Below are 21201 nucleotides of genomic sequence, written 5' to 3' on the forward strand. Positions count from 1 at the left end.
ACAAACTTTAGTTTTCCAATACATTAAATCACAGTAAAATTCACGAATTTCGCAGCAATTATGGTAATTATACAGGTAGCACAATTAATTTTAGCACTCACAATTTTAGTATTTATACATGAACTCGGTCACTTTCTGGCCGCAAGAATGTTCGGAGTCAGAGTTGAAAAATTTTACATTTTTTTCGATGCATGGGGCAAAAAAATATGGTCGTTTAAACGGGGCGATACCGAATATGGTATTGGTTGGTTACCCCTCGGCGGTTATGTAAAAATTGCCGGTATGGTGGACGAAAGTCTGGATAAAGAAGCGATGAAACTTCCCCCGCAACCCTGGGAATTGCGTTCCAAAGCAAACTGGAAAAAATTTGTTGTGATGATAGCCGGTATCGTTATGAATGTGATACTCGGTATTATTTTATACATTTTTATTCTGAATAATTACGCTAAACATTATACAACTGTTGAAGGTGTAAATAAGGAAGGAGGTATTTATGCAACTACTTCCGGACAACAATACGGTTTTCAAACCGGAGATAAATTAATTTCGATCAACGGAAATTCATACGAACGTTTGGATGATTATATGAATGCGCGTTTATATTTTGGATCGAAGGTAGTGGTGGAACGCAATGGAAATCAAGTTCCAATTACTGTTGCCGATTCTGCATTCCTAGATAAAATGCGTGGAAATATTTTATTTGATCTTAAAGCAACGGTAAAAATTGATTCTCTTAGTGATACTTTGCTCAATGCAAAACAAGCTGGAATTTTAATGGGAGATATTATCAGATCTGTGGATAGTGTAGATATCACCTGTTATTCGCATCTGATAGATGTTTTACAATCTAAAAAAGATCAACAGGTATTTATTACCGTGGAAAGAAACGGGCAATTAAATACTATGCCTGTTGCTGTTAATCGCGATGGCAGAATAGGATTTAAACCGGATATAGAATTTTTTCCTTACGACTCTGTAAAATATACTTTTGCAAAAGCAGTGAGTTACGGAACAAGAGATGCATTTGAAGTATTTTATTTTCAGGCAATAAGTTTATGGAGAATATTAAAGGGTGATATTCCTGCAAAAGATTCCATTTCTAGTCCAATAGGTATAACAAAATTATTTAATCCGGTTTGGGATTGGAGTTCTTTCTGGTTGTTGACGGCATTATTGAGTATGGTATTGGCATTTATGAATTTATTACCTATACCTGCATTAGACGGAGGACATATGATGTTCATAATAATTGAAAGTATTACCGGTAAAAAATTATCAGATAAATTCATGGAAAGGGCACAAGTTGTGGGGATGGTGCTGTTGCTGAGTTTGATGGTTTTTGCTGTTGGAAACGATATTGTGAAAATGTTTGAATAATGACCCGTTTTTTTAAAAGAGTTTTATTTATAACAATTTGTTTGTTGTTTTTTGCAAAAATTAATTTTGCTCAAAATTCAACAGGGGGACAATTATTATCAGGTGATACGGTATATCCAAAACACAAGGTGATGATCATCCCGTTTAATATGTATAATTATTTTTCTGATGCTGATCCTGAACTGGCTCAAAAAAATGAAAAGGATGTAACAGATATTTCCACACTTTTCAGATACGGATTAAATTATAATATCAGTGCAAGGGTAATTTCAGCATACGATCCTTATAATATTTTAGTTGACACCACACTTCAATCAGGACAAGATCTCAATATGATCTATGCATCCATTAAATATCAGTTTGAAAAACCAATGGATGTTAATGCAAAGGATAGTGCAGAAAATAAAACAATAAAACAGCCGGATATTTTTGGATTGGGGGGAGAAGAAGTTGAAGAGGAAAAAAAGAAAATTTCCTTCAACAAAAAGGAAGAAGAACCTGCAAACACCAAATATATGAATGCAGTGATCACCCATCCGGAAATATTTCCGAATCTTCAAAAAAAATACGGAACCGATCTGTTTTTATTCATAAATCAGTTTGAATTAATTACTAACTATAACCATTGTCTCGACAGGGCTGAAAATTCATTTGAAAGAAAGGTGGTGGTGCATTATTCTGTTTATAATGCGGAAGGAAAACAATTAAAGGGAGATGCCATAACAGTAACTTTTGGTTCTGCACAAACCAATGTCGACGAAATTGTATCACAACAATTTCCGCTCATTGCTGATTATTTGTCACAGTCAATTCAAACAACTACCACCTATCCCGCAGGAGCAAGAAAATGAGTTACTTCCAATTGTATGAATTGCCTATGTCGTTTCTTGTAGATGAGAAATTAATAAAACAAAAATATCTCGCTTTAAGCCGCAAGTTTCATCCCGATTTTTATACCGGGGCAGATGCAAGCAAACAACATGAAATTTTGGAATTATCCACCCAAAACAACAAAGCTTTTCAAACTTTATCCGATTTCGACAAGCGCATTAAGTATATTTTAATGGAGAAAGGATATCTCGAAGAAGAAGAAAAATTCGCCCTTCCCCAAATGTTTTTAATGGAAATGATGGACCTCAACGAACTAGCCATGGAAGTGGAATTTGACCCTGAACCCGAAAAAAAACAAGAAGTTTTGAATCATATTCAAACCACAGAAACTGCACTTTTAGACTCCATAATGCCCATTTTAAGCAGTTATAACGAAGAAACTGCCACAGAAACCGATTACAAGGCCATAAAAGAATTTTACTATAAACGCAAGTATTTATTGCGTATTCGGGCTCAGTTGGATAAATTTGCGGTCGATTAGGTTATCGTGCTTAAAAATTTAAGCCGAAGTTGTAGCATAGCAGACAGCAAATTTTGTGGATGGTAGATCACAAAATTCCTGATAAACGTTCTTAAAATATAATTGCCGAAGTGGTGGAATGGTAGACACGCTGGATTCAAAATCCAGTGTCCTCAACAGACGTGTGGGTTCGAGTCCCACCTTCGGTACAAATTAATCTGAAATCCTGCCAAACAGAAGGTTTAGAGGTTGAAATCTGAGCAGCAGCACAACCGCATCACTTTTATTATTGTTTCCAATGCTCAAGGTAAATTTGAAATATTTTAGAATTGAAACTTGCCTTTTCTGATTAAGAAGTTGACATTCCCGTTAAATTCTCTATATGTGATCCCTACGGGATTTTTGTCCAATTTATCTATTATGCTACCGATTTCGTCCCTACAGGACTGTTTATTGATATCGGCAAATAAAATTAACTCCTAAATTGTCAAAAACTAAATCACCATTGAAAAAGCAATTGATTTAATGAAAACTATCTACAGGATTACCGTTGAGATGCCCCAATCTTCTGCTAAATCAGCACTCATTTTTGCACCCCATGACAATCAACAAGAGTTACTAAAAATCTTTAACCTTAATATTTAAACTAAACTGGCTCAATGCGGAAAACAGGAGGCTATTAGATTTAATTAATTGATATAATAAAAAAACCCGCTACATTTTGTAACGGGCACTTGCTATTTAATCCAAGGAAATAATATTCACTATTTCATTACTTCATTTTTACAAATACTTCAGATTCAGTCCTTAATCCTTCTTTTTTAATTACAACATTATAAACTCCAACCGCCAAATCACTAACACTAATTTTTTGACCCTCAGTTGCAAATCTAGATTTTATTAAACTACCGGTCATATTAAATATGTCAACTTGAAAATCCTTATTTTCAAATTCAATTGGAGTAATTAATTCAACAATAAAATATTCAGAAGATGGGTTTGGGTAAATGCGATAAATATCTTCAAGTTCTCCTAAGCGAAGTAATGTAAATGGGATTTCAAAATAACCTACTGATGTAGCAGGTACTTCTACGCATTTGCAATCCGCAGGAACACCTGGAGGACATGAAACAAAACCAAATCCAGGTACGCCGGCAGCAGCTGATAAATCAAACCAATTAGGATAGGTAAGAGGACTTGTGCTACATGGATATTGGTTAGTGATTTTATCTAAAATCGCGGACCTGCCTGAAGTTGAATATAATTGTTGCGGATCAACACATAATATCGACGGAGTGCTAAATGAAATTCCCGCGGCTCCAGTATATATTGTAACCAAGTTGTTAGGGTCAATTATGTATCGCTAGGGTATGCTTTTAATATTAGTATAATAAATATATAATTTTTACTCTGAAGGTGGTGCCAAAAAAACCGTTGGAGCCAGGTTGTTGTTAAGTACATACATGGAGGTAGTCGAAGAAATATAATTCAGGTTTTTCTCGTATATTGTTTTTAACAATGAATATCCATAGTATGAACCTTTTCTAATATAATAATCGGGTAATATATCATCTTCATCACAAGTCGCTGGTATCGCAAAACCTAAATTAATTTGGTCTTGATAATGACTGTTGCTGAGCACATCTATATTGCTTCCTCCAGCAATATTTTGAAGCGTTGCATAGGTAAAGAAATTATGTCGATACCCAGGTTGAATATTTATCTTCAAATTTTTTAAATACCATTCTTGTAACAAATCTAAGTGAACGAGGGTGTTGCTATAGACAGCTAATCTTTCTGTAACGGTAACTCGATCTGGATCTAATAGAGCCATAAAATTTAACTTATCCCCATCATGAAGATTCCATTCTGTCGTCCATAACTCTTTATACTGTGAGCCGACATCTGTATTTTGAAAATTTAAAACGTTTGCATGCTCGACATATTCTGCTTGATATCTTGTTCTAATTAATGTTTTGATATTCCCTGTTCCCTCGTAGAATGAGACACCACCATCATCAGAAATTGGAATCCCAACCATACCCTGAAATGCAGTTTGAAGCCTAGCATCTGGTGTAGCATAAGTATATTGGGATGTAGTAAAGTCCTGATATCCATTGTCAATTGAAATATCATTATCTAAATGGTTTGGAGTCAATGGATTAGTGTCATAATTAGTAGGAATACGTCCCCAATTTGTTCCAAAACCGACAGCTTGGTCATTACCCGGCGTATAATAAGGATGCAGAATCACAGCGTCAAATGCATAATCTTCACCAGCCATTTCACCATAATGCAGCGCTAAACATTGATTCCAATCAAGTTCACAAGGCGAAAATCCACCAGGATCACCTGTTGGCGCGTAAAGAGTATCCTCTGGGTTTGCTGTTTTAAAAGCCCAACCATCGCCATTTGCAAGATTTTCTGCTGGTATGCCAATTTTAGCTCCTACTGGGAGGTATGCTCTTAAATCTCCGATAAAATTGTGATCAGCTTGCATTGCAGGGCTTAAAATATCGGTCAAGTCAAAATCTAAGGGATCGCTAAATTCAGTTTGATAATCATTTCCGCCATTTATATAATACCAATAGTGGTCAAAGTCTGAAAAACCAATCAATCGATTATGTGAAGGGAAATAACATTCATTTCCCATTTCTACACCCGCGATTTTAACTGGATAAATAGTATTATCCGTGGTCAAATAGGAAAACATATCCTTCATTTCATTTGAGGTCTGACTTAAAATATTGAGAGCAATAAGGACATCAACCTTTCCAGAGAGAGTATTTGTTGTTTCGATTAATTCTATTAGTCGAATGAATTGGTTGATATAAAGCGGTTGATTTTCCAAAATGGGAATAACGGCTGGGTCAAAATGAGGTTGATTATTCCATTTAGTATAAAATTCAAGGAAAGCTGTTCTTTCTCCACTTTGAATCCAAGTTACATTTTGCGCTCCTGCCATGTCTAACAAAAACGAGGCCCATCCAGGGTAATTACCGAGATCATCAGTAAAGTCATAATATCTAATAAGTTCTTCAATGTTATATCCATAACCTCCATTTCTGGTTCCTACGAAAGGATTTGACAGATCTGTGTTATCTGAACCTAACGGGTGCATAAACTTACTTCCAGATCCACTAAATGCACGGACAACTTTTGGGTCAAGTCTGGCTATAGCATCCCATGCCTGAGCGCAATATGGATTTGGAAGACCAGCGGGGGTGAGTTCGCCAGCATGTTCAAAAAGATCTGAAACATTTATTCCATACAAACCATGCTGCACAGCTTGATAGTTACTGTTAATACTTATCACCATATCCTCGGCAGCAAACGGAATAAGTTTTTCGTTGGTACTGGTATCTTCATTCTCGGAAGCATAAATTACAATTAATGTGTCTTGTCCTGAAGTAAACAGATTTACAGTATCCCCATTTTCATAAACCGATAAGCTATCCTCAAAGAGTGAATCTGGGAAACTTTTAGTTGAAAAATCCTCAAGCGAAAAATAATTTCTATTATTTTTGGCGTTTGTATTAATGAATTGAACCAAACAAAACATTAATAAAAAGGAGTTAATAAAAAAACTTCGTGAAGTTTTAAAGCATAGAAATGCATGTGTTTTAATTCTCATAAAATTTAAGTAAGTGTTTAATTATAAGTAAGTGGTTAATTATTTATGTCCCGACTAGATAAAGGTGGGTAAGAAACCTGCATTCAGTGTTTCATCGGGAGTTCAAATATATACCTTTATAAGTTTCCAATTATTTTTTATAATTTTATTAAAATTCCACCTGTGAGAGCCTTATTTTCTTCCTTATCAATTAATCTTTTAATTCGAGGGCTGCTTTTGGCACAAGCTCCTGACATTCAATGGCAAAAGGCATTAGGTGGGAGTAATTATGAGAACGCTAATTCAATAATTGAAACTTCAGATAGCGGTTTCCTTGTAATTGGAACCACCGCATCAAACGATGGGGATATAACCGAAAATCATGGCTCAGTTGATGTTTGGCTTTTAAAACTTGACAGTTTAGGCAGTTTGGAGTGGCAGAAATCTTATGGCGGGACAGCTGGTGAAGAAGCGTTTCAAATTCAGGAAACCTCTGACAATGGATTTATTTTTATTGGATATTCAACATCGTCGGATGGAGATTTAACAGCGAACCACGGTGGAGATGACGTTTGGGTAGTGAAGATCGATGAGGCTGGCGTTATTGAATGGCAGAAATCATATGGTGGCTCATCACATGAGATTGGTTATTCTATTTCCCAAAATGATATTGGTTATGTTTTATGCGGTATGACTTCGTCCAATAATGGTGACGTTTCAGGTAATCATGGAGGACAGGATGTGTGGGTGGTCCAATTAAACCTTACAGGTGACCTGACCTGGCAAAAATGTTATGGAGGTTCTAATGACGAGCAAGCACACGCAATTATGCCTTACTTCGATGGGGGCTTTGGTGTTGCGGGTTATTCATATTCAAATGATGGGGATGTTTCAGGCAATCACGGAGCAACTGACTATTGGATACTCAGGATTGATTCGGAAGGCGCTATTCAATGGTCAAAAATGTTTGGCGGTACGGATTATGATTTAGCACAAAGCATAGAGATGACGCCTGATAGCGGATTTATTGTAATTGGATATATTGAATCAAACAACGGTGATGTCTCGGGCTTTCATGGAGGAGTCTATGATTATTGGGTGACTAAAATAGACAGCACCGGAAATTTAATTTGGCAAAAATGTTATGGTGGCAATGGAACAGATGAAGGATTTTGGATCCAACATACCCAAGAAAATGGGTACATACTTGCGGGGGTATCGGCAACACTAGATAATGGTGATGTTACCGGACACCATGGTGATGCTGGTTACGGAGATTACTGGCTTGTTAACATTGATTCTGTAGGAACTATTAATTGGCAATTGTCATTAGGCGGTAGTTTATCTGATGCTGCGTTGTCAATTATCCAAACGAATGATGGAGGGTTCTGTGTTACAGGATGGGCCGCCTCAAGTGATGGTGATGTCACTGGACATCATGGAATAATTTTAAATTGGGATTTTTGGGTCGTAAAACTGGCACCGCCTTGTATAGAAACTATTTTTTATGCAGACAATGACGGAGATGGATTTGGAGATATAGCATACGACTCTACGAGTTGTGAAGTTCCAATTGGTTTCGTTTCGGATAGCACTGACTGTAATGATACAGATGTATTAATTTATCCTAGTGCAATTGATGTTTGCAATTTAATAGATGACAATTGTAACGGGTTGGTTGACGAGGACGCAACGTTTCTAACTTTGTATCTTGATGTTGATGATGACGGTTTTGGTGATGCATTAAATGATTCAATTTCCTGTTCAGAGGTAATAGGTTATGTTTCTGATAGCTCTGATTGCAATGATTTAAATGCCGGAATTAATCCTTCTATGATCGAAATCTGTAATGATGTTGATGATAATTGCAATGGTGATATTGACGAAGGATTAATAATTAATACTTTCTATATAGATGCTGACGAAGATGGTTTTGGTAATTCTGATATTTTTATTAATTCCTGTTTAGAACTAGTTTCAGGTTACGTTTTTGATTCAACCGATTGTAATGATGCAAACAATTTAATTTACCCAGGCGAAACAGAAATATGTGATTATTTGGACAATGATTGTGATGGAATAATTGATGATAACCTTACCTATATTCATTCGTATGAAGATGCTGATGCTGACAATTATGGAAATATAGATGTTGATTCGCTCTCTTGTGAAATTCCCTATGGTTTTGTTGAAGATGATTCTGATTGTGATGATACCAATCCATTAATTTATCCAGGTGCCGATGAAATATTAAATGGAATAGATGATAATTGTGATGAACTGATTGATGAAGGGTTAGGAATTGATGGAACAGTTTCTAATGCAATTATTATTTACCCCAATCCAACTGACAATAAATTATACATTCAATGGAATGACAATGAGCAAGGAACATTTCATTTAAAAAATGTTACCGGGGAAATTATAGAAACATTTAATAAAATATTTCCTGTTACTGAAATAGAGGTAAGCAAATATGCTGCAGGGGTTTATTTATTGGAAACAGGCGCCGAAAGTAAGAATGCGGTAATAAAATTTGTGAAAGAGTAATAGATAACATATCAGCGTTTTTTTGAAATTCACCTGAATGTTGGCAGCTAAATAAAGTCTTTTAAAATATATTGAAAGAATAAAAAATTAATAACCATTAACATGAAAAATTCAAACACACAAATATTCCGGCTTTAATTTATATTTCTCTGTTTTTGTATTTTTTTTAATAGTTTGGCTAATACTCAGAATTCTTCTGATACCGAAACGGATATTTTCTTTTTGATCATGATAAATGGGTAGCTGATTTATATGATACTTCCAATACCATTTGTTTGAAATTAGGGGAGAATTATAAAAATAAAACAGAAAAAGAATAGCAAGATTTCTATGAGGCAAATAAATATATTATAGGACCTATGTTCACTCCTTAGGAGATTAAATATTTATGGGGGCCTGAATGGAATTTAAAAGATTGGGATAAGAATAAACCAAGCCAACCAAGCAATGGTGATGATTTTGCAAAGGACAAATATGAGCAACCAATAGACTTTGTTGATCCGTATATATCAATTCTTTATATTATTTATCCCAATATCCGAATCCAGCTTCAAAAATATGTAATAAATATGCAATAAATTGCTAACCTCTATGAGGCAGATGAGATTATAAGTTCAACTGGTGTAGAGGCAGTTTATAGTATCGAAAGTATGAAATCAGATTCAACTCTGGAATTAGAGGAACTATTTTTAACTGATAAAACTGATTCATCTGATAAACTTTTTCCAATTGAATTAAAAGCACTTAATTCCTTTGATAATCAACCAGGCTGTACGCAGCAGCATCACTTTAATGATTGTTTCAAATGCTCAACGAAAATTTGAAATAATTTAGCATTGAAACTTACCTTTTCTGATTAAGAAGTTGACCTTACCGTTAAATTTTCTATATGTCATCCCTACGGGATTTTTATCCTCTATACTTATCACGCTACCGATATTTCGTCCCTACAGGACTGTTCATTATTAAATGAATGAAAATTAACTGCTAATTATAAAATTATTCGAAAGTGCCATTAGGCATGGCATAATGGTAGTCCAAATTTTATCATGTTACAATAGTGCCGTCCGCCGCGGCGGATGATATATTAAAAATGTTTAGGGGTATGAGAATCTTGCAGTTAGAGTGAAGGATTTGGAGGGAATCTAAATAATAAACCAATTAATAATCCTTCATTAATTGAAATTACCAATTGGAATTTATATTGGAGAAGATAAAATTAATACCACTGTTAGATTGGTTTCTAAGCATCTTGAAGTTCTCGATCAGGTCTTATGTTCTTTTACCTTTGTAACATTATTTTATTTTCAACCACCGACCCGCCATTGGATATTTTCACTATATAAATACCATCCGCAGCATTTAATTCAATAATGTTCTGTTGATCTATTATCTCTTTTTCTAAAATTTTTCTTCCCAGGTAATCGAAAATAAGTAATTGCAAAGGCTCGATTATATCTTCGTCAATATTTACATAAAGTTGATTTGAATATGAATATATTTCGATATTTTCCTCGTCAATTATATTTTCATTTACAATTCTACAAACTGCTGTGGTAAAATTTTGTATTGGAGAATATGCGGATGTTTCCCCATCTAAACAAACAGTTCTTATTTGCCATTCGTAATTTGCGCCACAAACTAAGCCTGCTACTTTTCTAAAAGTTTTAATTGCAGCAACTTCTTTTGTTATCCAGGTTGCGGCACCTACTGCTCTATATTGTAATTCATAATGATCTACGTCAATTGCAGAGAGCCATTTTAATTTAGCTGTTGTTGAAGTAATTGCACTTTCTCCATTGGGCATTGGCGGATTGCAAGTTGGTATTTCACCGACTACAATTTCTTCCTCCGGGTTAATATTATATGCATAAGAATCTAATTCAAAGAAGGTGCCATAAGATTTAAGTCTTATCCAACCATAATGGTAACTACCATCAATAGACAATTTGACACCCACATAATGAAATCCCGAAATTCCTGCCCATGGTCCATACCAATCTCCGAAGGAACTAAAAAGCGTAGCATCGAAGAATTTTAATTTCACAGGATCGGAGGTGAAATCTAAGGCTGGGTCAATAATCATCCCGGAATCGTTAGGAATTGCACATAATTCCGATGTCCAACCAATAAAATATTGTTCCCAGGAATACACCATATAAGAAATTTGGTTCGCTCCCCAAGGACTAACTTTATCATAAGCCCAACCCACACAATATGAGCAAGGATCGTAATCTTGTTCTGTAAATTGAAAATCTGTAATCCCATCAAGATTCATATCCAAATCAAGGTGCTGCGTTTCATTCCATCCAACGTCCATTATTAAATTGGGAGCAATATCAAAATATATGGTTTGCGATTTACCATCATTGGATATGGCCAAAAACGCACTGGCCATAGCAGAATATCCGGTGAGTTTTAATGTTTGAGATTTTTTCATGCATTCCTGGTTGAGCCCGTAAATCTAGACCTTTACCCAACCCAGCACAAACCCTAATGTATGAAGTTCTGCAGAAACAGTGTGAAATGGCCTTGTAAGTGTATAAAGCTTAAATGAGGACGCGTAGGGTTGCAAAATTTTGAGCAATTTTGTCTCAAAAGAGAGATATTTACATAGAATTTTAAAAAGTCAATTTTCTGAACAGCATGGATAGGTTTTTTGATAAATAGGTCTGAAAATCACAGAAATATTCGCGAAAACGATCAATTCCTGTTAAAAACCTGTGGATTTCAATATTTATTTTTCCGCCAAAACTAAATACAGCAAAGGATTTGAGACATCCAACATTAAATTTTCACCACTCCTTTGTTAATTTTATTCTTATTAACTACCTTTGCAACTTCATAAAAAATATCATGTACGCAATAGTAAACATAGCAGGCCAGCAGTTCAAGGTTGAAGAAAACCAGGAAATTTTTGTGCATCGTCAGGAAGGACTTGAAGGTGATACAATCGAATTCAACGAAGTACTGTTGAAAGCAAACGACGGAAATATTACTGTAGGTTCGCCAACAGTGGCTTCTTCCAGCGTTTCTGCTACAATTCTATCGCATTTAAAGGGCGACAAAGTGATCATTTTCAAGAAAAAACGCCGTAAGAATTACCGCGTTAAAAATGGCCACCGTCAGTATTTTACCAAAATCAAAATTGAAAAAATCAGTTAAATCTTAATACAATGGCACATAAGAAAGGGGTCGGTAGTTCTAAAAATGGTCGCGAAAGTCACAGTAAACGTTTAGGCGTTAAGATCTGGGGCGGACAGGCAGTTGAATCAGGGAACATCATAATCCGCCAGAGAGGAACAGAATTTCACCCGGGTCAGAATGTTGGCATGGGAAGAGATCATACCATATTTGCTTTGATCGACGGCGTAGTAACATTCACAAAAGGACGTAAAGACCGTTCTTATTGTCACGTGTTACCCGTAAAAGAAGAAGCTACAGCGTAATTTCTAACAACAAACCATACTTAAGCCTCCGGAATTTAGTTTTCGGAGGTTTTTTTTGTGCCTGGATGAGGCAGTCGCAAGGCATAGGGTAGAAAATGCCCCCACATAGTCTACTCACACCTTTAAAAATCAATTATACCCGTGAGGGACTGTGTGGACTCGGAGGATAGACTTTCATCTATAGTTGTGTCCCCACAGTGTCAACTCACACAAATAAAAAATCAATTATGCCCGTGAGGGACGCTTGTGGGTTCGGAGATTATCGTCGCAATTCCGCCAGAGTCCTACGGGAAAGATATATTTAAATGTAATGATTTATTTTCTGTGTAGACTCTGGCGGGGCAGTCGAAGCCCATAATTCCTTTTGCCCTACCTCGTCTTACTATAATTGATCACCGCCCATCCATTAAATACCACTGCCATAATTCCCATAGCAGCAAATTGTGATTGCATGTCGCGCAAGGTACTGCCTTTCATTACTATCATGCGCATTACTTCTATGAAGTAGGTTACGGGATTAAATTTGGTGATGATCTGTGCCCAGTAAGGCATGCCGTCGATGGAGGTGTATAAACCTCCCATCAGAATAAATATCATCAGAAAGAAAAAGGAAATGAACATGGCTTGTTGTTGTGACTCGGCTATAGTGGAAATCAATAATCCGATTCCGAGCACGGCAAATAAATATACTGCGGAAAATAAATAGATCAATCCTAAATTGCCGGCAGGAATTATTCCATACACAAATCGGGAGATCAATAATCCTATGGTGAGTACAACAAATCCCATCACCCAAAAAGGAATGAGTTTTCCTAAAATGAACTGATATTTTTTAATGGGTGAAACATTTATCTGTTCAATGGTTCCTACTTCTTTTTCATGCACTATATTTATTGCGGTTAAAAAACTTCCTACCATGGTTAACAGAATAACCAAAATACCTGGAACCATAAATAGGGTATAACTCATTTCATCATTATACAAATTCAAATATTCCACATCAATTATCGGCACCGGATTAAATTCCGGAAATATCATCCAGTCTTCTCTGATTTGATTATTATATTCATTGATAATATTAACAGCATATGCTGCGCCGATATTTCCCTTTGCACCATTAACAGCATTTACCGATAACGACAATTTCGCCTTGCTCTCTTTAACAAAATCCTTTTCAAAATTTTGAGGGATGGTGAGTATAATATCGGATCTGTCTTCCTCTATAGTTTTTAACGCAGCGTTATAAGATGTTGCCTGATCGGTGACCACAAAATAATCTGATGCCATTAATTTATTAATTAATAGCGATGAATAAGCGGAGTGATCATAATCCACTATACTTAAATTAACATTCTTTACCTCGTAATCCGCAGCAAGGGGCAATATCAATAATTGTATTGCCGGCATGATAAATATTATCCTGATAATAGCAGGATTGCGCCTTATCTGCTGAAATTCTTTCCTCAATAAGATCAATAATATTTTCATCCTAATCGGGATTTAAAATTTTTAAGACTTACCAATAAAAAAAACAAGGTCATTCCTGCCAGTACACTTAATTCTTTCCAAATACTGGCTATTCCCAAACCTTTTATCATTACATCTTTAATTATGGTAAAGAACCATCTGGTTGGAACAATATTCGAAAGCCATTGCATGGGCTTGGGCATATTTTCAATGGGAAACATAAAACCACTGAGTATTAAAGTCGGCAACATCAGTCCTATCATGGAAATAAACATCGCAGTCTGCTGTGAATTTGTGAGGTTGGAGATCATCAAACCCAGTGAAATGGCAGTTGTAATAAATAAAAAACATACCCCAAATAATAAAAAAATGTCACCATTTATAGGAAGGTCGAGTAAAGTGACACTCAAAATTAAAATGGTGCAAACATTAATAAGCGAAATAAAAATATAGGGTATTGCCTTACTTATAATTAATGAAAACGGTTTCAATGGTGAGGCTAGAATAATTTCCATGGTATTTAATTCCTTTTCACGCACTATGGCAATGGATGTCATCATGGCAGATATAAGAAGTAAAATCATTCCCATTACTCCCGGGACAAAAATATATGCTCCTTTTAATTGCGGATTATACAACATGCGCAGTTCTGGAGTTATGGTATAAGGCAATTCAAATTCTTCGTTGATCTCATTCTGATAGTCGCGAATGATGGCATTTGCATATACGATAATGGTGGTAGCAGTGTTGGGATCTGTTGCATCAGCGAGTAACTGAATTTGTGCAGCATTGGAGTGTAAAAGATCAGATTTAAATTGTGCAGGAATTACAATGGCCATTTTAATTGCATCTTCCTTAAACAAACGATCTGCTTGCTTCATGGAAGAAATTTTTTCTGTGATCTCAAAATAATTACTTGCACTAAACCTGTCGATAAGTTTTTGTGATTCTTCATCTTTAGCTTGGTCCCATATCGCAATTTTAGAATTTTTTATTTCATTGGTAAGTGCAAAACCAAAAATGAGAATTTGTGCAATGGGCAAAGCAAATATGATCAGCAGCGATTTTCTGTCGCGGAAAATATGATAAAATTCTTTTTTTACGAAAATGATAAATTGTTTCATATCAGTCTGCTGCGCGTTTTGCTCCCCTCGCCAATTGTGTGAATATTTCGTCTATGGATCCTGCATTGTATTTTTCTTTAAGTGCGGAAGGTGTATCCAATGCACCAATTTTTCCATCCACCATAATGGATATTCTGTCGCAATATTCCGCTTCATCCATATAATGTGTGGTGACAAAAACGGTAACCCCGTTTTCTGATGCTTTGTAAATCAATTCCCAAAATTTTCTTCTAGTAATAGGATCCACTCCACCGGTAGGTTCATCTAAAAAAACAATTTTTGGATCATGAATAATAGCAATGGAGAATGCAAGTTTTTGTTTCCAACCTAAAGGCAATGCTTTTACTAAGGTTTTTTCTTCTGCCAACATATCCAATTCCGCTAATAAGGATCTGCTTTTTTCTTTTACTTCGTTTTTAGTTAATCCGTAAATGCCACCGAAAAAACGAATATTTTCTATCACCGGAATATCTTCGTACAAAGAAAACTTCTGACTCATATACCCGATATTCTTTTTGATCTTTTCCGTTTCCGTATAAATATCAAAACCAGCTACTTTTGCATTTCCGGAACTGGGTTTCCAGATTCCGATGAGCATTTTCATTGCTGTGGTCTTTCCTGCACCATTAGCGCCTAAAAATCCGAATATCTCTCCTTTTTTTACCTCGAAACTCACGTTATCCACTGCGATAAAATCGCCGAATTTTTTTGTGAGGTTCTCAGTAATTATTACGTTTTCCATTTAATTCACATTAATGCCATAAAACAATCTTCAATATCAGGTTTTATTTCTTTAACAGTTATTTTATAAGGTAAATTTGGCATTTCACTTTCAAAATTTGCTGCGTGGATGTTTTGATCTTTTAACGTGACATGTAAATAATCGCCAAAGGCAAAACAACTTTTTACGACCGGCATATTTCGCATGTCCTTTATTAATTGCAACATATTTTCTCCTTTCACCGCAAATAATATGTTTTGGTAACTGCTGATAATATTTTTCGGAGTATCAATTTTCATTATTTTTCCGGATTGAATCAACGCAATTCTGTCACATAAATTTGCTTCATCCATATAAGGAGTTGAAACCAGAATTGTGATATTTAATTTTTGTAATCGTTTGAGCATTTCCCAAAACTCCTTTCTTGATACCGGATCAACACCGGTTGTAGGTTCATCTAAAAACAATACTTCCGGCTTATGAATAAGTGCGCAACACAAGGCGAGTTTTTGTTTCATGCCACCTGAAAGTTTACCTGCCCTGCGATCTTTAAATGGTTCCAGATGTATATAAATATCTTTTATAAGCTCGTAATTCTCTTTTATGGAAGTATTAAATAAAGAAGCAAAAAATTCGAGATTTTCTTTAACCGTAAGATCCTGGTATAATGAAAATTTTCCCGGCATATAACCTATTATTTTTCGGATCTCTTTATATTGTTTTACAACGTCAAAATTTTCAACAGAAGCATTACCACTATCTGCCAACCAAAGAGTGGTGAGGATTCGGAAGAGTGATGTTTTGCCAGCACCATCGGGACCTATCATCCCAAATAATTCCCCTTTTTTTACTGAGAACGAAATAGTATCCAAAGCAGTAATTGCTCCTTTATCAAAGGTTTTATGAATATTTTCTGCAATAATGGAATACATATTCTGAAATAATGATTATTGTAAATTCACTTCGCCATACATACCGATCTTGAGACTTCCGTCGTTTTCTGCTCTTATTTTTATGGCGTAAACAAGATTTGCTCTTTCCTCTTTTGTTTGAATTGTTTTAGGGGTAAATTCCGCTTTAGCCGATATCCAATAAACAGTGCCATCAATTGTATGCATGTTTTCATCACCTCCATCCACATTTATTTTTACAGTCTGACCAAGTTTTATGGAAGACAATTGAGTTCCTGAAATATATGCTCTCAGCGTCATGCTCCGAACATCTGCCAGTTTATAGATGGCCTTTCCGGGAGCAGTAAATTCACCTTGTTCTGCATATTTGGATAATACCGTTCCCTCTACCGGATTAATTATTCTGGAATTAATTAATTGGTCATCAATTTGTGCTATCTGATAGGTGAGGGGATTTACTTCATTGTAGATGGAGCCCGATGTAATTTCCAAAGCCTTTTGTTGTGCATCTAATTGTTTCTGCAAAACTTTTATTTGTGCATTGATATCGTCGGACTGTTTTTGGGTGGCAATTCCTGCCAATAATAAATTTTCGATCCGGACCTTTTCAGTATTTGCTGTTTTAATTTGTTCCTGTAATGCTGCCAATTGTGAATTGATATCCGGCTGTTTACTTAAAACAGCATTGATCTGCGCACGTAATTGTAATTTTTTTAAGTAGAGTTGTGTTGTATCGATAAATCCCACAACTTTATTTGCTTCCAGCATATTTCCTTCTTCCACATCCAACAGCATAATTTTTCCAGCAACACCGGTGGACACAATTATTTCCTTTGCCTCAAAGGTGCCTGTTGCGAAAAAATTCTCCTCGCTATTGGAACAGGATAAAAAAGTGAAAGCAATAAAAGATATAACAAAAACAGTTTTCATATTATTTAATTTTACCAAGGGTTATCATGTAGTTTATTTGTGCGGCTAACAATTGTATCTCATGTGTTGCCAGATTAATATTGGCTTCTGTTTCCTGATTCAGAAAACTAACATAATCATTTGCCGAAATAATTCCGTTTTCCAATTGCAGTGAGGCCGAGCTTGTCAATTTCTTTTTTAATCCGATAAGCATCAGGTCTTTTTCGATAAGTTGACCCAATTTTTTGATCTCTCCTGTGTACTGACTTGTAAGAATACTGGAATTAAGAATAAAATTTTGTCTGTAGATCTGCGATGAGGTGATATTCATAGAATAAATATTCCTATCATACTTTTTTGTATTTCCGGTCCACAATGGATAACTGAGTTTTATTCCTCCTATATAATAAAAAGAAAATTCATCATCCAAAAAATTGAGTCCTGGTTTACCATAACCGCCTTGTGCAAATAAACTCAATTTAGGAAGGGTAGGGGCCTGTGCAAAATGAATTTGCAATCCTAATTGCTGCTCCTGCAAATCGAATAATTTTACTTCGGGACGAACATTCAAAGTATCATTCATGTTAAATTCCACTTCAGGAGTTTTAAATAATGCACTTGGGGTAATGGGTTGGCCTATCAATCTGGACAACATTAAAACGGCAGATTCGCGCGCTGATCTCACCTCTATCAATTTCTGGTCTGCTTTAATTATTTCCGCATCCAATATGTCAGCTGAATTTTGGGATGCTGTGCCAAACTGTATTCCCGCCTTAATTTTTTGTTTCTGATTATTTAGTTCATTTTGAAGATTATTTACCAATGCTATATTTTTATCCGCTTGCAGAATAATAAAATATAACTGATTTATTTTTTCGCGCAGTTTATATATCTCAACTTCTATTTTTTGTTTTTCAATTTCGCTCCCGCTTAGTTGTAATTCTTTTTGTTGATGTACAATTCCACCATCATACAACATTTGATTGATGTCTAATGTAGCTTTATATTGATCTTTACTCAACACCGGAATTTCGATTCCCGGAAAACTGATGGGCAATTGTGTAACATCACTCTGATAAGTGGCTTGTGCATTTACGTATACTTGGGGCTGCCAATAAGTTCCTATTTTTCTGATGCTTTCGTCGGTAACTGCTGTAATTACATCGCGTTGTTGGGTAAGTGGGAAATTTGTTTCTGCGAGTTGATAACAATTTTCCAGAGTATAGGTTTCTGTACTTTGTGAAAAAGATATTGCTGTGGTTAAAACAGTAAATAACAGAAAAAAATATATACTTTTCATATACATTATTTTTTTATAGAAGTGATGATAAGATCCGCAATAATTTTTTTGCGATCCAGCATCATGAGTTCAAATTGTTTTTGGTCTATGCCTGTAATTGTCATCATCATCGGTTTTCCTGCAAAAGGGAAAATGCATAAGGAAATGATATTAATTAACAAGTGCATGGGAGCCACTTTTTTAATGGTGCCTTTCGTTATCTCCTTTTCCACCTGTTTAATAAATTCGGGGATAAATTGTTTTTGCGGTATTTGAAACAATCGGTCCTTTATCATTTCGGGATCGCGATTCATTTCATTTAACATAAAAAGAGGTAAATATTGGTTTTGCAATAACATGTCAATTTCAGCTTCAACCAACTTTCTGATCTTGATTTCCAGTTCTTCCTCCGTGGTCAATATTTTTAGAAAATTGCCAAAAAAGTGTTTCAGATTTTCCTCAAATATCACTTCAAACATTTTCTGTTTACTTCGGAAGTAATAGTGAAGAAGGGCTCTGTTCATGTCGGCCTCCTTTGCAATATCCTCCATTCTGGCAGCAGCAAAACCTTTGCGAGTAAATACCTTTCTTGCAGCATCCAATATGCGCTCTTCCGTGTTCTTGTCGGGTATTATAATTTCTTTTTTACTCATAAGTTTAACAATATTGTTAAACAATTGTGCAAATATAACAGCGTAAATTTTACATTTCCAAATTTTAGAGGTTAAAATCATTTCCATTTCAATATTTTTACCACAGAATAGGATTTATGCTTTCAAACAAAGAGGTTTCGGGTTTATTTAAAACCTTAGGTGCACTTATGGAGCTGCACGGGGAGAACGATTTTAAGACCAAGAGTTATACCAATGCTGCCTTTCAGCTAGGAAGGGTTACTGGAAGTGTAATGGAAATGCCTGAAGCGGAACTGGATAATATTCAGGGAGTAGGCAAATCCATAATCGGTAAAATAAAGGAATTGCGCAATTCGGGAACCATTGCTGCATTGGAGGAATATATGCAAAAAACGCCTCCGGGTCTTGTGGAAATTCTCCAAATTAAAGGTTTGGGTGGCAAAAAAGTGGGTATGATATGGCGTGATCTTGGAATTGAATCGGTTGGGGAATTATTATATGCCTGTAACGAAAACCGACTCGCAAGCTTGAAAGGTTTTGGAGAAAAAACACAGGAAAGTGTAATTAAGTCCATCGAATATTTTCAGAGTAATATCGGCAAATTTCATTATGCGAGAATTGCTGCTGCAGTGGATGAAATTATTGGCCTGCTAAAAGAAAGGATTACTTCCGATAAAATTTCTTTATGTGGTGATATCCGGAGAAAATGTAATGTGATAGAAAAATTAGAGATCATTTGTGCGGAATCTTGTAACATCGCAAATAATTTGTATGCATTTCCTTTTTTATTGCGGGATAACAATGCAGAAAATTTAATATCGGGAAAAACAACAAATGATATTCACTTTGAAATTAGCATCGTCCCCGATCAGGATTATTATTTTGAATTATTTAAAAAGACAGGGTCAGAAAAACATGTTGATATTATCGTTCAGAAATTAAATAATAAAACACAATTTGATTCGGAGGAAGCAATTTATCAAGCCGCGGGATATTCTTATATTTCCCCAGAGTTCCGCGAGGAACATATTGATCTCGATTCGCTGGAAGAGGCCAGTATCATTACGCTGCAGGACATTAGGGGAGTTGTTCACAACCACAGCACCTGGAGTGATGGGAAAAATACGGTAGAAGAAATGGCACTGGCTTGTAAAAAGGGAGGGTACGAATATTTTGTAATTTCCGATCACTCTAAAACTGCGTCTTATGCAGGTGGATTAACCGAAACACAAATATCAGAGCAACAAAAAGAAATTGAAGCACTCAATAATAAGTATCCTGATTTTAAAATTTTTAAAAGCATAGAGTGTGATATATTATTTGATGGAAAAATGGATTATGCAGATGAAATATTAAAAACCTTTGATCTTGTAATTGCAAGTGTTCATCAGAATTTAAAAATGGATGAACAAAAAGCAACTGCCCGTTTACTTGGTGCTATTGAAAATCCCTACACAACAATTTTAGGTCACATGACCGGCAGATTATTATTGAGTCGGCCTGGTTATCCTGTTGACCATAAAAAAATAATTGAGGTTTGTGCTGCAAATGATGTTGTTATAGAAATAAATGCAAATCCCTATCGATTGGATATTGACAACAGCTGGATACCTCTTGCCTTAAAAAACAAAGTAATGATCTCCATAAATCCCGATGCGCATAGTGTGGAAGGAATTAAAGATATCAACTGGGGAGTAATATCCGCCCGAAAGGGAGGTCTTACAAAAAGTATGACCTGGAATGGTATGAACAGGGCTGAAATTGAATCCTGGCTCATGAACAGAAAAAAGAAAAAAGGCATTTCGTAACTTTGCGGCT

General features: G+C 35.5%; 17 protein-coding genes and 1 tRNA gene. 8 read left to right on the forward strand and 10 right to left on the reverse strand.

Annotated elements, in window-relative coordinates; genetic code table 11:
• Window positions 1-60 precede the first annotated feature (60 nt).
• The 4 genes from rseP (at window position 61) to IPI31_10360 (ending at window position 2937) form a co-directional block, all read left to right on the forward strand.
• Window positions 61-1377 (forward strand): RIP metalloprotease RseP, encoded by a 1317-nt coding sequence (rseP, locus tag IPI31_10345; protein MBK7568208.1) that lies wholly within the window; start codon window positions 61-63, stop codon window positions 1375-1377.
• Window positions 1377-2228 (forward strand): hypothetical protein, encoded by an 852-nt coding sequence (locus tag IPI31_10350; GenBank protein ID MBK7568209.1) that lies wholly within the window; start codon window positions 1377-1379, stop codon window positions 2226-2228. The genes rseP and IPI31_10350 overlap by 1 nt, the downstream gene beginning before the upstream one ends.
• A complete protein-coding gene (locus IPI31_10355; protein ID MBK7568210.1) occupies window positions 2225-2749 on the forward strand; it encodes a Fe-S protein assembly co-chaperone HscB in 525 nt (174 codons plus the stop codon). The genes IPI31_10350 and IPI31_10355 overlap by 4 nt, the downstream gene beginning before the upstream one ends.
• A gap of 104 nt (window positions 2750-2853) precedes the next feature.
• Window positions 2854-2937: transfer RNA gene (locus IPI31_10360), tRNA-Leu, on the forward strand.
• 563 nt (window positions 2938-3500) lie between these two features.
• Here IPI31_10360 and IPI31_10365 read toward each other — a convergent pair.
• Both IPI31_10365 and IPI31_10370 read right to left on the reverse strand, forming a co-directional pair.
• Window positions 3501-4067: a T9SS type A sorting domain-containing protein gene (locus tag IPI31_10365; GenBank protein ID MBK7568211.1), complete on the reverse strand. Its 567-nt coding sequence runs from the start codon at window positions 4065-4067 to the stop codon at window positions 3501-3503.
• Window positions 4068-4133: 66 nt separating this feature from the next.
• Window positions 4134-6362, reverse strand: coding sequence for a hypothetical protein (locus tag IPI31_10370; GenBank protein MBK7568212.1), 2229 nt, complete (start codon window positions 6360-6362; stop codon window positions 4134-4136).
• A 162-nt stretch (window positions 6363-6524) separates the two neighbouring features.
• Between IPI31_10370 and IPI31_10375 the strand changes: the two genes are divergently transcribed.
• On the forward strand, window positions 6525-8891 hold the full coding sequence (locus IPI31_10375) for a T9SS type A sorting domain-containing protein (GenBank protein ID MBK7568213.1): 2367 nt from the start codon (window positions 6525-6527) through the stop codon (window positions 8889-8891).
• Window positions 8892-10173: 1282 nt separating this feature from the next.
• On the opposite strand, the gene IPI31_10380 is transcribed toward IPI31_10375, so the two are convergent.
• A complete protein-coding gene (locus IPI31_10380) occupies window positions 10174-11331 on the reverse strand; it encodes a T9SS type A sorting domain-containing protein (protein ID MBK7568214.1) in 1158 nt (385 codons plus the stop codon).
• 416 nt (window positions 11332-11747) lie between these two features.
• Here IPI31_10380 and rplU point away from each other — a divergent pair, with 416 nt between their 5' ends.
• Window positions 11748-12056: a 50S ribosomal protein L21 gene (rplU, locus tag IPI31_10385; protein MBK7568215.1), complete on the forward strand. Its 309-nt coding sequence runs from the start codon at window positions 11748-11750 to the stop codon at window positions 12054-12056.
• An 11-nt stretch (window positions 12057-12067) separates the two neighbouring features.
• Complete coding sequence (gene rpmA / locus IPI31_10390; GenBank protein MBK7568216.1) at window positions 12068-12340, forward strand: 50S ribosomal protein L27; 273 nt, start codon at window positions 12068-12070, stop codon at window positions 12338-12340.
• Window positions 12341-12709: 369 nt separating this feature from the next.
• Here rpmA and IPI31_10395 read toward each other — a convergent pair whose 3' ends face one another.
• From IPI31_10395 to IPI31_10425, 7 genes are read right to left on the reverse strand one after another with little or no spacing between them, the layout of a single operon-like run.
• Window positions 12710-13828, reverse strand: a complete 1119-nt coding sequence (locus tag IPI31_10395; protein MBK7568217.1) for an ABC transporter permease — start codon at window positions 13826-13828, stop codon at window positions 12710-12712.
• Window positions 13825-14931 (reverse strand): ABC transporter permease, encoded by a 1107-nt coding sequence (locus tag IPI31_10400; GenBank protein MBK7568218.1) that lies wholly within the window; start codon window positions 14929-14931, stop codon window positions 13825-13827. Before IPI31_10400 ends, IPI31_10395 begins: the two co-directional genes overlap by 4 nt.
• Window position 14932: 1 nt before the next feature.
• Window positions 14933-15673 carry an ABC transporter ATP-binding protein gene (locus tag IPI31_10405; GenBank protein ID MBK7568219.1) on the reverse strand — a complete coding sequence of 247 codons (741 nt, stop codon included), beginning with the start codon at window positions 15671-15673 and terminating at the stop codon, window positions 14933-14935.
• 5 nt (window positions 15674-15678) lie between these two features.
• Complete coding sequence (locus IPI31_10410) at window positions 15679-16584, reverse strand: ABC transporter ATP-binding protein (GenBank protein ID MBK7568220.1); 906 nt, start codon at window positions 16582-16584, stop codon at window positions 15679-15681.
• Between the two features lie 15 nt (window positions 16585-16599).
• Window positions 16600-17493 (reverse strand): HlyD family efflux transporter periplasmic adaptor subunit, encoded by an 894-nt coding sequence (locus IPI31_10415; GenBank protein MBK7568221.1) that lies wholly within the window; start codon window positions 17491-17493, stop codon window positions 16600-16602.
• 1 nt (window position 17494) lies between these two features.
• A complete protein-coding gene (locus IPI31_10420; GenBank protein MBK7568222.1) occupies window positions 17495-18772 on the reverse strand; it encodes a TolC family protein in 1278 nt (425 codons plus the stop codon).
• A 5-nt stretch (window positions 18773-18777) separates the two neighbouring features.
• Window positions 18778-19404 carry a TetR/AcrR family transcriptional regulator gene (locus IPI31_10425; GenBank protein ID MBK7568223.1) on the reverse strand — a complete coding sequence of 209 codons (627 nt, stop codon included), beginning with the start codon at window positions 19402-19404 and terminating at the stop codon, window positions 18778-18780.
• A 116-nt stretch (window positions 19405-19520) separates the two neighbouring features.
• On the opposite strand from IPI31_10425, the gene IPI31_10430 reads away from it, so the two are divergent.
• The gene (locus IPI31_10430) at window positions 19521-21191 is read left to right on the forward strand and encodes a DNA polymerase/3'-5' exonuclease PolX (protein ID MBK7568224.1); all 1671 of its coding nucleotides are present in this window, start codon (window positions 19521-19523) and stop codon (window positions 21189-21191) included.
• Window positions 21192-21201: the final 10 nt, after the last annotated feature.

Source organism: Bacteroidota bacterium, from assembly GCA_016706865.1.
Lineage (GTDB): Bacteria > Bacteroidota > Bacteroidia > Chitinophagales > BACL12 > UBA7236.